Annotated in this window: 11 protein-coding genes; 4 read left to right on the forward strand and 7 right to left on the reverse strand. The window is 72.0% G+C overall.

Annotated elements, in window-relative coordinates:
* Positions 1–27: 27 nt before the first annotated feature.
* Entirely contained in the window at positions 28–594 is a 567-nt protein-coding gene (locus H3H34_RS00430; RefSeq protein ID WP_194743304.1) for a hypothetical protein, read from the forward strand.
* Here H3H34_RS00430 and H3H34_RS00435 read toward each other — a convergent pair.
* Positions 591–1154: a nitroreductase family protein gene (locus H3H34_RS00435; RefSeq protein WP_194751833.1), complete on the reverse strand. Its 564-nt coding sequence runs from the start codon at positions 1152–1154 to the stop codon at positions 591–593. The genes H3H34_RS00430 and H3H34_RS00435 overlap by 4 nt on opposite strands.
* A gap of 82 nt (positions 1155–1236) precedes the next feature.
* Positions 1237–2019, reverse strand: a complete 783-nt coding sequence (locus H3H34_RS00440; protein ID WP_194743306.1) for a hypothetical protein — start codon at positions 2017–2019, stop codon at positions 1237–1239.
* A gap of 459 nt (positions 2020–2478) precedes the next feature.
* Here H3H34_RS00440 and H3H34_RS00445 point away from each other — a divergent pair, with 459 nt between their 5' ends.
* Positions 2479–4542, forward strand: coding sequence for a TonB-dependent receptor (locus tag H3H34_RS00445; protein WP_194743307.1), 2064 nt, complete (start codon positions 2479–2481; stop codon positions 4540–4542).
* On the opposite strand, the gene H3H34_RS00450 is transcribed toward H3H34_RS00445, so the two are convergent.
* From H3H34_RS00450 to H3H34_RS00470, 5 genes are read right to left on the reverse strand one after another with little or no spacing between them, the layout of a single operon-like run.
* A complete protein-coding gene (locus H3H34_RS00450) occupies positions 4470–5150 on the reverse strand; it encodes a hypothetical protein (protein WP_194743308.1) in 681 nt (226 codons plus the stop codon). The two genes, H3H34_RS00445 and H3H34_RS00450, sit on opposite strands and share 73 nt — an antisense overlap.
* Before the next feature lie 5 nt (positions 5151–5155).
* On the reverse strand, positions 5156–7180 hold the full coding sequence (rpoD, locus tag H3H34_RS00455) for an RNA polymerase sigma factor RpoD (RefSeq protein WP_194743309.1): 2025 nt from the start codon (positions 7178–7180) through the stop codon (positions 5156–5158).
* 9 nt (positions 7181–7189) lie between these two features.
* Positions 7190–9001, reverse strand: coding sequence for a DNA primase (gene dnaG, locus H3H34_RS00460; RefSeq protein ID WP_194743310.1), 1812 nt, complete (start codon positions 8999–9001; stop codon positions 7190–7192).
* 42 nt (positions 9002–9043) lie between these two features.
* Positions 9044–9760, reverse strand: a complete 717-nt coding sequence (locus tag H3H34_RS00465) for a class I SAM-dependent methyltransferase (protein WP_194743311.1) — start codon at positions 9758–9760, stop codon at positions 9044–9046.
* Positions 9761–9777: 17 nt separating this feature from the next.
* The gene (locus H3H34_RS00470; RefSeq protein WP_194743312.1) at positions 9778–10245 is read right to left on the reverse strand and encodes a GatB/YqeY domain-containing protein; all 468 of its coding nucleotides are present in this window, start codon (positions 10243–10245) and stop codon (positions 9778–9780) included.
* A gap of 93 nt (positions 10246–10338) precedes the next feature.
* Between H3H34_RS00470 and carA the strand changes: the two genes are divergently transcribed.
* Together carA and carB are read left to right on the forward strand one after the other, a co-directional pair.
* Positions 10339–11502: a glutamine-hydrolyzing carbamoyl-phosphate synthase small subunit gene (gene carA, locus H3H34_RS00475; RefSeq protein WP_194743313.1), complete on the forward strand. Its 1164-nt coding sequence runs from the start codon at positions 10339–10341 to the stop codon at positions 11500–11502.
* 5 nt (positions 11503–11507) lie between these two features.
* Positions 11508–14753: a carbamoyl-phosphate synthase large subunit gene (carB, locus tag H3H34_RS00480; protein WP_194743314.1), complete on the forward strand. Its 3246-nt coding sequence runs from the start codon at positions 11508–11510 to the stop codon at positions 14751–14753.
* The last annotated feature ends 14 nt before the right edge of the window (positions 14754–14767 follow it).

Consider the following 14767-nt stretch of genomic DNA (forward strand, 5'->3'; position numbering starts at 1 on the left):
ATGGCGGCAACGGGAGGAAAGCGGAAGATGCGCAAAGCCGTTCTCGGGTCCCTCTTCGCATCGGCCCTCGTGCTCGCGGCTCAGTCGGCGCCCGGCCAGCGCGCGCCGGCCGGCGCGCTCGACCCGTTCCTTGCCTGTGCCCGGATCCCTGCCGACTCCGAGCGGCTGGCCTGCTACGACCGCGCCATCGCGGCCGCCTCGGCGGAAGGGCAGCGGCTTGCCGAAGAGCGGGCGCGCGAGGCGGAGGCCGCCGCGAAGGCCCGCGCCGAGGCCGAGGCACGCGCGGCCGCGGAGGCCGCCGAACGGGCGAAGGCAGCCCAGGTCGAGGGCTTCGGCGCGCGCGGCGGCGGGCCGGCCGAGCGCGAGGCGCGAATCGACCGGCTCGAGGCCGCGGTCGCCGAGACCTTCACCGACTCCCAGCGCAAGCGCGTGTTCCTGCTCGACAACGGCCAGATGTGGCGGCAGACCGACGGGGTGTTCCTGCCCATGGTGAGGCCGGGGACGCCGGTTGTCATCCGTCGGGCGGCGCTCGGCGGGTTCACGCTCAGGATCGAAAGCCTCAACCGGAACGTGCCGGTGGTGCGGGTCCGCTAGAGGCGCAGCACCACCTCCGCCGGGTCGGGCCGCGGCCGCTCCTCGAGCGGCCTCGAGGGCGTGCCGATGAAGACGAAGCCGGCGATCCGGCCGCCCGGCACGCCAAGGGCCTCGGCCATGCCGGGAAGATAGGCGGCGGGCCCGGTCAGCCAGTTGGCGGCGAACCCGGCGGCATGGGCGGCGAGCATGAGGTGGGCGGTCGCCGCGCCGGCCGAAAGCTGCTGCTCCCACGCCGGGATGTGGCTGTCCTTCACCAAACTCACCACCGCCACGAGGCAGGGGGCCTGGTGGGCGAAATCGCTGAGCGCCTTGAGCTCGAGCCGCCCGGCCTCGGGCCTCTCGGCGCGGTAGAGGCGAAGGATGGCGTCGGCCAGCCGCTCCCGGTCCTCCACCACCACGAGCCGCCAGGGCGCGAGCTTGCCATGGTCGGGCACGCGCATTGCCGCCGCGAGGAGGGTGTCGAGCGTGGCGGGGTCGGGGCCGGGGGCCCCGAGGTCGCGCGCCTTGGCCGACCGGCGGGTGAGGAGCAGGCGGAGCGGGCTCGAACTGTCGTTCAACATGGCGGGCGCCTTGCCACGAGGCAAGGCGCCCGACCAGTGGGTCCGCCCGCGTCAGGTCGCACGGGCGGCGCGGCCGCAGGGGTCAGAAGCGGACCGTGAAACCGGCGCGGATGGGCACGTCCACCCGACCCCCTGCCTGGTTCACTTCCTGCAGGCCGAGTGCCGGCAGAACCTCATCGTTGGTCCGAAGTCCGCTGGTCCAGCGCAACCCCGTCTCGATGTTGAGGTCGAGCCCCTTGGTCAGCTGGAGAGCAGCACCGATGTCGCCGCCAACGGTCGCCGAGACGGAGTTTCGATAGAAGGGGGTGTCGGGGAGGACGATCGCCGTGCCCGGCACGCGGAAGGTCGCGTCGATGCTCTCGGTGAAGGTCACGCCGGCGCGGCCGGCAACATAGGGCCGGACGACGGAGTCACGCATGAAATAGTGCCGGTAGCCCAGTTCCCCGGTGTAGGCGCGCAGCCGCCCGAACCGACCGAAGACCGGCAGTTCCGCACCGAGGTCCGGGACCACGGCGGTGCCGACGACGGCCTCCCCAGGGCCATTGCCCTGGTAGCGGAAGCCGCCGAAAATCTCCCCGCCCTGGCGGATCGCGTAGCCAATCTCCACAGCGCCTGCCGCACCGCCGTTGAAGAAGCGCTGGTTGCCGCGCCCGCTGATGTCGAGCCTGCCGGAAAGGCCCGCGAGCGAGGGGTCCAGCGCGCCGAGATTGGGGACTGCCGCCTGCGTGCCGTCATGCAGGCGACCGCCAGCGGGCAGGTCCAGCCCTCCCATTACACGCACGCTCCATTGTCCGCGTTCCGGGGCCGCCATGGATGTCCCGCCGACAAGTGCGCTGGAAGTGAGCAGGAACAGGATCTTTCTCATGATGGTCTCCTGAAGCGAAGGCAACCCAAGGCCTTCATAAACTCCTCCATATAGGAATGTAACCCAATGAACAGGTTGTGAATAAATGCTTTGCAATCCAGAATAGAATCATATGAACACTGAATGAACATGGGGTACTCAATATTCTGGGCTTCTGACACGGAGGATTTGACATTCTCCTCTATGCTATATTTGGAATGAATTCTGCATTGGCCTGAGCCGGGTTGTTTCTCTGGCTTGCCGGTGCCAAGTTCGACCGTTGCGTTCCGCTGCGGAGGGCGGAAGGCGCGAGGTGTAACCCCCGCGGGCCAACCGCAGCGGACGCGCAGCGGCCTCGACCCGCTGGCGTGAGACGAGCCGGTCACGCGGAGAGACGGGCCGATGTGCCCGTCGCGGTCTCCATAGGGCTGCAGGGTCAATGCCTTGCCTGCGGATGCCCTATCTGGCTAGGCCCGCGCCATGGATCTGCCTGCGGCAGCCCCCGCCGACATCGTGGTGACCGGGCGGGCGCTCGAGGCTCCGGCCCTTCCGCTCGGCACGGTGGCGCTGGGGCCGGCCGACCTTGCCACGGCAGCCGGGCGGATCGAGGCGGCGCTCGCCCGCGTGCCGGGCCTCTCCGCCTTCCGCCGCGCCTCGTCCGCAAGCGCCAGCCCCACCGCGCAGGGGGTGACGCTCCGCGCGCTCGGCGGCAATGCGGCCAGCCGCACCGCCGTCACGCTCGACGGCGTGCCCCAGGCCGACCTCTTCGCCGGCTGGGTCGCGACCGCCGCGCTTGACGCCGGCCCGCTCGCCGCGGCGCGGGTCACGCGCGGCGGCGGGAGCGTGGCAGACGGGCCCGGGGCGCTTGCCGGTGCCATCGCGCTCGACTCCGCCCTGCCCGCCACCTTCGCGGCGCTGCGCGGCGGCAGCTTCGCCAGCCTCGATGCGGCCGCCGCCGTCGGGCTTCCCGTCGAAGGCGGCGGGGCCTTGGGCATCGCCGGCCGGTTCCGGCGGAGCGCCGGCTTCCTCCTCGTCGACTCCGATCGCGCTGGGCCGGTCGATGCTCCCGCCCGCTTCCGGCAGGCGGGCCTGCGCGCCCGGGCACTCGCCCCCGTGGGTGCGGCAACCGAGCTGCAGGCCAGCTTCGCCGCCTTCGACGACCTGCGCCTGCGCGGCGTCGAGGGCGCCGAGACCGGCACCCGCGGCGGCGACCTTTCGCTCCGCCTCGTCCACCGCGGCGCCTTGCCGGCCGAGCTCCTCCTCTTCGGCCAGCTCCGCGACTTCCGCGCCCGCACGCTGACGCTGAACCCGGAACGGACGGCTGCGACCCTCGCCCTCGACCAGGTGGCGACACCTGCGCGCGGCGCCGGCGGCCGGGCCGAACTGCGGCCCGCCTCCTGGCTCAGGCTGGGCGGGGACTGGCGGCTGGCGGAGGGCGAGACGCGCGAGCGGTTCCGCTTCGTCGCACGCGCGCCGACCGCGGTGCGGGTGGCCGGCGGCCGGAGCCGCACGGCGGGCGGCTTCGTCGAGGTCGAGGCGCGCCCGCTGCCCTCGGTCACCCTCCTTGCCGGCGGGCGGGTGGACGGCTGGGCGCTTCGGGGCGGCATCCTGCGCGAGACGGAGATCGCGACCGGCCGTCCGCTTCTGGACGCGACGGCGGCTGACCGGCGCGGCACGGAGGCAAGCTGGCGCGCCGGCGCGCGCTGGGCGCCATGGGTCGGGAGTCCGGTCGCGGTCCGGCTCGCCGGCTATTCCGGGTGGCGGCTGCCCACGCTCAACGAGCTGCACCGCCCGTTCCGGGCAGGCCTCGATGCAACCGCCGCCAACCCCCTGCTCGACCCCGAGCGGCTGCGGGGCGTCGAGGCTGGCCTTGACATCACCGACACCAATGCCCGCCTTGCCGTCACCCTGTTTGCGAACCGGCTCGAGGGCGCCATCGCCAACGTGACGCGCGGGCGCGGGCCCGGAAGTTTCCCGGGCGTGGGGTTCGTGCCGGCCGGCGGCACCTTTCGCCAGCGCCTCAACCTTCCCGCCATCCGCGCGAGGGGCGTCGAGGCGGACGGCGCGGTGGCGCTCGGGGCGCTGGAGCTCGGCGGCGGGCTTGCGGCGGTTGCCGCGGAAGTCGGGGGCGGGGCGGTCGCCCCCGCGCTCGACGGGCTGCGGCCCGCGCAGACGCCGCAGCTCTGGCTCTCGGCGCACGCCGGCTACGCGCGGGGGCCGGTCGCAGCGCGCCTTGACCTGCGCCACGAGGGTGCGCGGTTCGAGGATGATCTGAACGCGCGGCGGCTCGCGCCGGCCACGACGGTCGACCTGCAGCTGGCCGTGCGTCTCGGGCCGTGGCTGGCCTTCACGTTCGACGCGCAGAACCTTCTCGACGCCACGGTCGAGACGGGCTTCTCGGGCGCACTCCTCGAGCGGGCCGACCCGCGCACGCTTCTCGTCGGGCTGCGGCTCGGGCGGGACCGGGCCGCTCAGGAGAGCGGGCGGAACCGCATGTCGACCCGCATCACGCCGCGGCCGCGGCCGGGGAAGTTGGCATCCTGAACCGTCTCCTGCCGGGTGAGCACCAGGCGCCCGCTGGCGTCCCGGGCATAGTCGCTCGTCACGGTCAGCGTGTCGAACTTCGCGATTGCGAGCACGCGGAAGGGCTCGGGCGCGAACACTCGCATCCGCGTGACGGTCGGGCGACCTCCGGCCTCGGTCACGAAGACTTCGGCGGCGAGGTTGCCGGTCACGTCGAAGCGTCCGGTCGGCAGCGAGCCCTTCGGCAGCCGGGGCCAGGCGTAGACGGTCTCGGCGCCGCTGCGGGTCACCTTGGGGGCCGGGCCGGCGAGCAGCGGGTCAAGCCGCCAGGGGCCCGGCGCGATGGGCTGGTCGGCAACGGCCCGGGCGTGGGCGCGCCGGTCCGCCTCGGTCGGCGCGCGGCCGTCGACCGAGACGAGCGTCCAGCGCTGGCCTTCCGGTTTTGCCGGGTCGTAGCGGTCCACCTCCACGCGCCGGGTGCCGCCGTTGCGCGTGTCGGTGATGGTCCGGGTGCGCTCGAAGGGGTAGACGCCGGCAGCGCGCACCTCGGCGCGGATGGCCTCGATCTCCGGCGCGGCTGCGGCCGGGGCGGCAGCGAGCGCCGCAGCGGCGAGGAGCGCGGCGCGCACGGGCGTCAGTTCTCGAGGAAGCTGCGCATCTTGCGCGAGCGGCTGGGGTGCTTCAGCTTGCGGAGCGCCTTGGCCTCGATCTGGCGGATCCGCTCGCGGGTCACCGAGAACTGCTGGCCCACTTCCTCGAGCGTGTGGTCGGTGTTCATGCCGATGCCGAAGCGCATGCGCAGCACCCGCTCCTCGCGCGGGGTGAGGCTGGCGAGCACCCGCGTGACCGTCTCCTTGAGATTGGCGTGGATCGCGGCGTCCACGGGGATGACGGCGTTCTTGTCCTCGATGAAGTCGCCGAGGTGGCTGTCCTCCTCGTCGCCGATGGGAGTCTCGAGGCTGATCGGCTCCTTGGCGATCTTGAGCACCTTCCGGACCTTGTCGAGCGGCATGGAAAGGCGCTCGGCAAGCTCCTCGGGCGTTGCCTCGCGGCCGGTCTCGTGGAGATACTGGCGGCTTGCGCGGACCAGCTTGTTGATCGTCTCGATCATGTGGACCGGAATGCGGATCGTGCGCGCCTGGTCGGCAATCGAGCGGGTGATGGCCTGCCGGATCCACCAGGTGGCGTAGGTCGAGAACTTGTAGCCGCGCCGGTACTCGAACTTGTCCACGGCCTTCATGAGACCGATGTTCCCCTCCTGGATGAGGTCGAGGAACTGGAGCCCACGGTTGGTGTATTTCTTGGCGATCGAGATGACGAGCCGGAGGTTGGCCTCGACCATCTCCTTCTTGGCGATGCGGGCCTCCCGCTCGCCCTTCTTCACCATGTTGACGATGCGGCGATACTCGCCGAGCTCCATCCCGACGTCGCGGGCGATGTTTGCAAGTTCCTGGCGGATGCGCGCCACCTCGCCGGCTTCGGCGGCGGCGAAGGCCGCCCAGCGGCGGTCGCGGCCGGCGTTGGCCTCGAGCCAGCCCTCGTCGAGCTCCCGGCCGAGGTAGACGTCGAGGAAGTCCTTTCGCGGGATCCTGTGCTTGTCGACCAGCTTCATCATCTGCGAGCCGAGCGCAGTCAGCCGCTCATTGTAGCTGTAGAGCTGCTCGACGAGGCCCTCGATCTTGGCATTGGTGAACTGGACCGCGGCGATCTCCTGGGTGAGCTCCCCCCGAAGCTTCTGGTAGCGGCGCTCGTCGGCCGGCGGCAGGCTGCTGCCCGCGTGGATCGCCGCCATGCGCTCGGCCTGGAGCTTGGCGAAGCGTTCGTAGATGGCCTCGATCCGCGCGAAGCGCTCGAGCGCCTCGGGCTTCAGCTTCTCCTCCATCGCCGCGAGGCTGAGCCCGCCCTCGTCGTCATCGTCGTCGAAGCTGGGCGGCGGGGCGACGCGCCGCTCGACCATGTCCTCCTCGTCTTCTGCCGGCGCGGGCGATGCCTCCTCGTCCTCGTCGCGATCTTCCTTGAACGCGAGCGGGGTGTCGCTCGCCTCGGCGTCGGGATTGTCCTCGGTCGGCGGCTTGGCCAGCATCGCCTCGAGATCGAGGATCTCGCGCAGGTGCATGCGGCCCTCGTTGAGCGCGCGGGACCATTCGATGATGGCCGCGAAGGTCATCGGGCTCTCGCACAGCCCGGCAATCATGGTGTCGCGCCCCGCCTCGATGCGCTTGGCGATCGCGATCTCGCCTTCGCGCGAGAGCAGCTCGACGGCCCCCATCTCGCGCAGATACATCCGGACCGGGTCGTCGGTGCGGTCGATCTTCTCCTTGGGCTGGGCGGTGATCACCGCCGGGCCGATCGCCTCGCTCGCGGCGTCCTCGAGGATCTCCTCCTCGTCCTCCTCTTCCGCTTCCTCGACCGAATCCTCCCGCTCGACGAGGTTGATGCCCATCTCCGAGAGTGCGGCCATCACGTCCTCGATCTGCTCGGAGGGCATCTCGCCCTGCGGCAGCGCCTTGTTGAGCTCATCATAGGTGAGCCAGCCGCGCTTCTTGGCGCGAGCGATCAGCCGCTTCAGCTCCGCGCCGTTGAGGTCGATGACGGGAGCGCCCTCGGTCTCCGCCGCTTCGCCCGTTTCGTCCGTCGCCTGGTAGCTCTTGGTTGCCATGCCGCCTCGTCAGTCCCGTTCCCGCCTGCCTGCGTCGCCTGCTCCGACGCTGCCGCCACCCTGCATCTGCCCGCCCGCGCCCGGCTCCCGTAAGCGGCCCGGACCGGCCACCTCGAGGACGGGCGCAATCAGCCGTGCCCGGGCCTCTGCCAGAGCTGCACCGACGCGCGCTCCGGAGCCGCCGGCCCCTGCGCCGACCGGGTCGCCGGGCAGAGCCCCGCGGCGCAGCACCGGCATGTGGGCACGGACAAGGTAGGACGCAAGGGCCGCTGCGACTCGGGCGTCGAACGCGGCGTCGTCAAGCGCGGCAAGTCCCTTCGGGTCAAGGCCGGGGGGGAGATCGGGGGTCGTGCCCGAGAGGAGGGCGTCGCGCGCGGCATCGAGCGCAGGGCTTGCGAAGCGGAGTTCGGCGAGCGCCTCGCGGTGGCGCTCGATCGCTCGGGGGCGGGCCGCGAGCGCGGCAAGCAGCGTCGCCTGCATCGTCTCGGTGGTGGACCGGGCCGCGCGAGTCTCGGCGCGTGCCGGCGGCAGGCGGCTGCCCGGTGGCGGGGAGCCCCTGCGCTGCCGGCGTCCCTCGCCGCGGGGGGCGAACAGGGCATCGGCCCGCGCGCGCCAGCTCTCGCGGTAGTCGCGGGCGAGCCCCGCATCCGGGATGGTGGCGGCGAGCGCGTCCAGCCGGCGTCGGAGGTCGGCGCGGCGCTCGGGCGTGTCGAGCGGGGCGACCGCTGCCTCCACGTCGAACAGGAACCGCTCCAGCGGCCGGGCGCCGGCCAGCAGCGCCTCCACGGCCTCGCGTCCGCCGCGGCGGGCAAGGTCGTCAGGGTCCTCGCCGGCGGCAAGCAGCGCGATCCTGAGGCTCCGCCCCGGGCCGATTCCGGCGAGGGCCAGCTGGGCTGCCCGGGCGGCAGCTCGCAGGCCGGCGGCGTCGCCGTCGAAGGCGAGCACGGGCTCGGGCACCACCCGCCAGGCCAGCGCGAGCTGCGCTTCGGTGAGCGCGGTGCCGAGCGGAGCGACTGTCTCGGCAAGCCCCACGCGGGCGAGGCCGATCACGTCCATGTAGCCCTCGACGAGGACAAGCCGGCCCGCCTTGCGCGCCGGGGCCGCCGCCCGGTCGAGGTTGAAGAGCAGCCTGCCCTTGTGGAAGACCGGGCCATCGGCGGAGTTCAGATACTTCGGCTCGCCCACCCCGAGGAGACGGCCCCCGAAGCCGACGGTGCGGCCCCGGCCGTCGCGGATGGGGAACATGAGGCGCGCGCGGAAGCGCTGCCGGCCCTCCTCGGTCAGCAGTCCCGCCTCGGCCAGCAGGGCCCGGTCGGCATCGGGCAGGCGCGCCTTCAGCGCCGCCTCGAGACCGCTGGCCGGCGCCCAGCCGAGCCCGAAGGCCCGGGCTAGCCCCTCATCCACGCCGCGCCGGGCGAGATAGGCCCGCGCCTCCGCCCCCTCGGCTGCCGCGAGGCGCTCGGCGAACCAGCCGGCGGCTGCCTCGAGCACGCGGTGGAGCCCCGACGCGCGCGCCTGGGCCGGGGATGCGCGGGTCTCGGGCACCTCCATGCCGGCCTCGGCGGCGAGCGCGCGCACCGCACCCATGAAATCGAGGCCGTCCGCCTCCATCAGGAAGCGGATGGCATCCCCATGGGCGCCGCAGCCGAAGCAGTGGTAGTGGTCGGCATAGACGTGGAAGCTCGGGGTCTTCTCGCCGTGGAAGGGGCAGCAGCCCTTGAGGTCGCGCCCGGCGCGCAGGAGCCGCACCCGCCTGCCGACAATGTCGGCAAGCGACACCCGGGTCTTCAGCTCCTCGAGGAAGGCTTCGCCGAGCGCCATCGGGCGAAGGCTAGCCGAGCCCGCGGCCGGGCGCCATGGGCGTCAGGCGAGGATGCGGATGGCTGCCTGCCGGCTGGTAAAGGCGATGAAGCGGTAGCGCTCGCGCGGCAGCACCTCGGAGAGCGCCTTCGCCTCGTGCGCCGGCCAGTTCGGGTAGCCGATCAGCTCGTCGAAGGCGATGATGCTGCCGGGCACGAGGCGCGGGGCGCAGGTCTCGAGCAGGTAGCGCGCCGGCGTGTAGGTGTCGGTGTCGATGTGGAGGAGGGCGATCGGCTCGTCCGGATGCTCCGCAAGAAAGGGGGCAACCGTGTCCTGCACCCAGCCCTTGTGCAGGCGCACGTTCGCGCGCACCGGCGGCAGCCGTCCGCCCTGATCGAAGTGCCCCGCGGCAAGCGCTTCGCCGGCCCAGTCCTCCTCGAGGCCCTCGAAGCTGTCGAACCCGTGGATGAGGCGACCGTCTCCGCGCGCCTTCAGCCGGTCGGCGATGAAGTTGATCGACTTGCCCTCGAACACGCCGGCCTCGAGCAGCAGGCCCTCCTTCGGCAGCCGGGTGACGAGCCAGGCCCAGTAGTCGGTGCGGTAATCGAAGAGCACCGCATCGTCCATGTTGGCCTCGATGAAGCTCGCCGAGCTTTCCGCCGCCCTTTCGTAGACTCGCCGCAGCGGCCAGTGCCGGCGGTCATCGACGAGGAAGCGGCGGTGAAGGTAGGCGAGCGTCCGCGTGGTCCAGGCATCCATCCGCTGCTTCAGGCTTGCCACGTCCACGCCCCTTTTGCTCAGCCGGTGGCCCGGGCTTCGAGGACTGCCCGGGCGAGCCGGCTTGCCCGGCTCATGTCCACCTGGCCTGCTAGCTCTGCCTTCACCGCCGTCATCAGCGCGCCCATGTCCTTCGGGCCCGTGGCGCCGACCCGCGCGGCGATGGCCGCGATCGCTGCCTCCGCCGCCGCGTCGTCGAGCTGGGCGGGAAGGAAGCCCTCGATGACGGCGAGCTCGAACGCCTCGCGGGCCGCCAGGTCGTCGCGGCCGCCCGCGCGGTACATCTCGATCGATTCGCGCCGCTGCTTCGCCATCTTCTGCAGCACCTCGATGACGAGGGCGTCGTCATCGGCTGGAGCGTCCCCGGTGCGGGCTTCGATGTCGCGGTTCTTGAGCGCCGCCTGCACGAGCCGCAGCGCCGCCACCCGCTCGGCATCGCGTGCCTTCATCGCCGCCGTCAGCGCCGCCGAGATGGACTGCCGAATCACCCCGCTCCCCTGCCAGAGGCCGGTTGACGCGGTCCAGTGCGGACCCTAACGCGCCACCCCAGCCCGACAATCCGCGAGCCGCAAGGAGCCCCCATGGCCGACGACTTCCCTTCGCGCCAGCCCCCCGGCGCGACGGGAGTTGTGGCGCTTGCCGACGGCACGCTGCTGTGGGGGCAGGGCTTCGGCGCCGAAGGGGAGGGGCTTGGCGAGCTCTGCTTCAACACGGCGATGACGGGCTACCAAGAGGTGATGACCGATCCCTCCTACGCCGCCCAGATCATCACCTTCACCTTCCCCCACATCGGCAACGTCGGTGCCAATCCCGAGGACGTGGAGGCCACCAACCCCCACGCGGTGGGCTGCGTCGTCGCCTGGCCGGTGACGGCCCCGTCGAACCACCGGGCGGTGCAGCGCTTCGACGACTGGCTCGCCGCCTGGGGGCGGATCGGCGTTGCCGGCATCGACACGCGCGCGCTCACCCGCCGCATCCGGCTCGAGGGCGCGCCGAACGCCGTCATCGCGCATCGCAGGGACGGTCGCTTCGACGTGGAGGCCCTTGTCGCCCGGGCGCGCGCCTGGTCCGGCCTCGAGGGGCTCGATCTCGCAACCGAAGTCTCGACCACCCAGAGCTTCCGCTGGGAGGAGGGCCCCTGGGTGCCGGGGCAGGGCTATGCGCGCCCCGAGCTTCCGGCCGACGCGCCGCACGTGGTTGCCATCGACTATGGCGTCAAGCGCGCGATTCTGCGCCAGCTCGTCGGCGCCGGGGCGCGCGTGACGGTGGTGCCGGCCACCGCCAGCTTCGACGAGATCATGGCGCATGCTCCGCAGGGCCTCTTCCTCTCGAACGGCCCGGGCGATCCGGCCGCGACCGGCGTGCACGCCGTGCCCGTCATCCGCGCCTGGCTCGAGACCGGAAGACCCTTGTTCGGCATCTGCCTCGGCCATCAGATGCTGGCGCTTGCGGTGGGGGCGCGGACGGTCAAGATGCACCAGGGCCACCGCGGCGCCAACCACCCCGTCAAGCGGCTGGCCGACGGCCGCGTCGAGATCACCAGCATGAACCATGGCTTCGCGGTGGACGCAGCGACCCTTCCCGGGGGCGTGCGCGAGACCCACGTCAGCCTGTTCGACGGCTCCAACTGCGGGATCGAGCTCGTCGGCCGGCCCGTGTTTTCGGTGCAGCACCACCCCGAGGCCTCGCCCGGCCCGCAGGACAGCGCCCACCTGTTCCGCCGCTTCGTCGGCATGCTGCGCTAAGCCCGATGCCCGCCCGCCGCGACATCGCCTCCATTCTCGTCATCGGCGCCGGCCCCATCGTCATCGGCCAGGCCTGCGAGTTCGACTATTCCGGCACCCAGGCCATCAAGGCGCTCAAGGCCGAGGGCTACCGCATCATCCTGGTCAACTCGAACCCCGCCACCATCATGACCGACCCGGAACTGGCGGACGCGACCTATGTCGAGCCGATCACGCCCGAGATGGTCGCGAAGGTCATCGCGAAGGAGCGGCCCGATGCGCTCCTTCCCACCATGGGCGGGCAGACTGCGCTCAATACCGCGCTCGCGCTGGCCAAGGACGGCACGCTGGCGCGCTTCGGGGTCGAGCTCATCGGTGCGAAGGCCGAGGCGATCGAGAAGGCCGAGGACCGGCTCAAGTTCCGCGAGGCGATGGAGGCGATCGGGCTTGAATCGCCGCGCTCGGCGCTCGTCCGCAGCCTCGAGGAGGCGCTGGCCGCGCTCGAGACGGTGGGGCTGCCCGCCATCATCCGCCCCAGCTTCACCCTCGGCGGCACCGGTGGCGGAATCGCCTACAACCGCGAGGAGTTCCAGCGGATCGTGCTCGGCGGGCTCGACGCGAGCCCGGTCGGCGAAGTGCTCATCGAGGAGTCGGTTCTCGGCTGGAAGGAGTACGAGATGGAGGTCGTGCGCGACCGCGCCGACAACGCCATCATCGTCTGCGCCATCGAGAACGTCGACCCGATGGGCACCCACACGGGCGACTCGATCACCGTCGCGCCCGCCCTCACCCTCACCGACAAGGAGTACCAGGTGATGCGCAACGCCGCGATCGCCTGCCTGCGGGCGATCGGGGTGGAGACCGGCGGGTCGAACGTGCAGTTCGCGGTCAACCCGGCGGATGGCCGGCTCGTCGTCATCGAGATGAACCCGCGCGTCTCGCGCTCGTCCGCCCTCGCCTCCAAGGCGACCGGCTTTCCGATCGCCAAGGTCGCCGCGCTCCTTGCCGTCGGCTACACGCTCGACGAGATCCCGAACGCGATTACCGGCGGGGCGACGCCCGCGAGCTTCGAGCCCACCATCGATTACGTTGTCACCAAGATCCCGCGCTTCGCCTTCGAGAAGTTCCGCGGCAGCGACGCGACGCTCGGCACGGCGATGAAGTCGGTGGGCGAGGTGATGGCCATCGGCCGCAGCTTCGCCGAATCGCTCCAGAAGGCGCTGCGGGGGCTCGAGACGGGGCTCGCCGGCCTCGATCCGCCCGAGCGGCTGGCCGGTGCCGGCAAGGGCGAGATCCTGGCGGCGCTGGCCACCCGCACGCCAGACCGGCTCCTCGTTGCGGCCCACGCGCTCCGGGCCGGAATTCCGCCCTCGGAGGTGGTCCGCGTCTCGGCCTACGACCCCTGGTTCGTCGACCGGCTGGCCGAGATCGTCGCGGCCGAGCGCGAGGTGGAGGAACGCGGACTTCCCGCCGATGCGGCCGGGCTCCGGCGCCTCAAGGCCATGGGCTTCTCCGACCGTCGCCTCGCCGCCCTCGCCGGCCTCGCCGAGGCCGAGGTGCGGGCACGCCGGCACGCGCTCGGCGTCCGCCCGGTGATGAAGCGGATCGACACCTGCGCTGCCGAGTTCGAGGCCGCCACCCCCTACATGTATTCCACCTACGCCGGGGTGGAGTGCGAGGCCGCCCCCTCAGACCGGCGCAAGGTGGTCATCCTCGGCGGCGGCCCCAACCGCATCGGCCAGGGGATCGAGTTCGACTACTGCTGCTGCCACGCCTGCTTCGCGCTTTCCGCCGAGGGGCTCGAGACCATCATGGTCAATTGCAACCCCGAGACGGTCTCGACCGACTACGACACCTCCGACCGGCTCTACTTCGAGCCGCTGACGGCGGAGGACGTGCTTGAGATCCTCCACGTCGAGCAGCAGGCGGGCACGCTCGCGGGCGTCATCGTCCAGCTCGGCGGCCAGACTCCGCTGAAGCTCGCCCATGCGCTCGAGGCCGCCGGCGTGCCGATCCTCGGCACCCCCGTCGACTCGATCGACCTCGCCGAGGACCGCGAGCGGTTCGCCGCGCTCGTCGGCAGGCTCGGCCTCCGCCAGCCCGAGGGCGGCGTGGCCCGCTCGCCGGCCGAGGCAGCCGAGGTGGCCGACCGCATCGGCTATCCCGTGCTCATCCGTCCTTCCTACGTGCTCGGCGGCCGGGCGATGGAGATTGTCGCCTCGCCCGCCCAGCTCGAGGCCTACATCGGCACCGCGGTCCGCGTGTCCGGGGACTCGCCCGTCCTCATCGACCGCTACCTCAGGGACGCGATCGAGGTGGACGTGGACGCGCTCGCCGACGGCGAGACGGTGCATGTGGCCGGCGTCATGCAGCACATCGAGGAGGCGGGCGTGCACTCGGGCGACAGCGCCTGCACGCTTCCGCCGCACAGCCTTGATCCCGCCATCATCGCCGAGATCGAGCGCCAGACCGAGGCGCTGGCCCGGGCGCTTGCCGTGCGCGGCCTCATGAATGTCCAGTTCGCGGTGAAGGATGGTCTCGTCCACCTGATCGAGGTCAACCCGCGGGCAAGCCGCACCGTGCCCTTCGTCGCCAAGGCGACCGGCGTGCCCTACGCCGCGCTTGCCGCGCGGGTGATGGCGGGCGCCCGGCTTGCCGAGCTTCGGCCGCCGCGCCGCCGCCCGGGCTACACCTCGGTCAAGGAAGCGGTCTTCCCCTTCGCCCGCTTCCCCGGGAGCGACCCGGTGCTCTCGCCGGAGATGAAGTCGACCGGGGAGGTCATGGGAGTCGATGCCGACTTCGCCATGGCCTTCTGGAAGAGCCAGCTCGCCGCCGGCACCCGCCTGCCGCAGGAGGGGACGGTCTTCGTCTCGGTGAAGGACAGCGACAAGCCGCTCATCCTCTCCGCCGTGCGCGATCTCCTCGGCATGGGCTTCCGGGTGATCGCAACCCGCGGCACCGCCGCCTATCTCGCTGCCGAGGGCCTCGAGGTCGAGGTCGTCAACAAGGTGCTCGAAGGCCGGCCCCACATCGTCGACCGGATCCTCGACCGCGGCGTCGACCTTGTGTTCAACACCACCGAGGGCGCCCAGTCCTTGAAGGACAGCCAGGCCATCCGTGCGGCGGCATGGGCGTCGCGCGTGCCCATCTACACGACGGCCGCCGCAAGCCTCGCCTCGGTCGAGGCGATCGCCGCGATCCGGGCACGCACCCCCGATGTCGCCTCGCTTCAGGCGCTGCACGCCGGGCTTGACGGCATGGCGGCCGCCTGACCCACGGGCGCCCT

The organism is Thermaurantiacus tibetensis, from assembly GCF_015354055.1.
Lineage (GTDB): Bacteria > Pseudomonadota > Alphaproteobacteria > Sphingomonadales > Sphingomonadaceae > Thermaurantiacus > Thermaurantiacus tibetensis.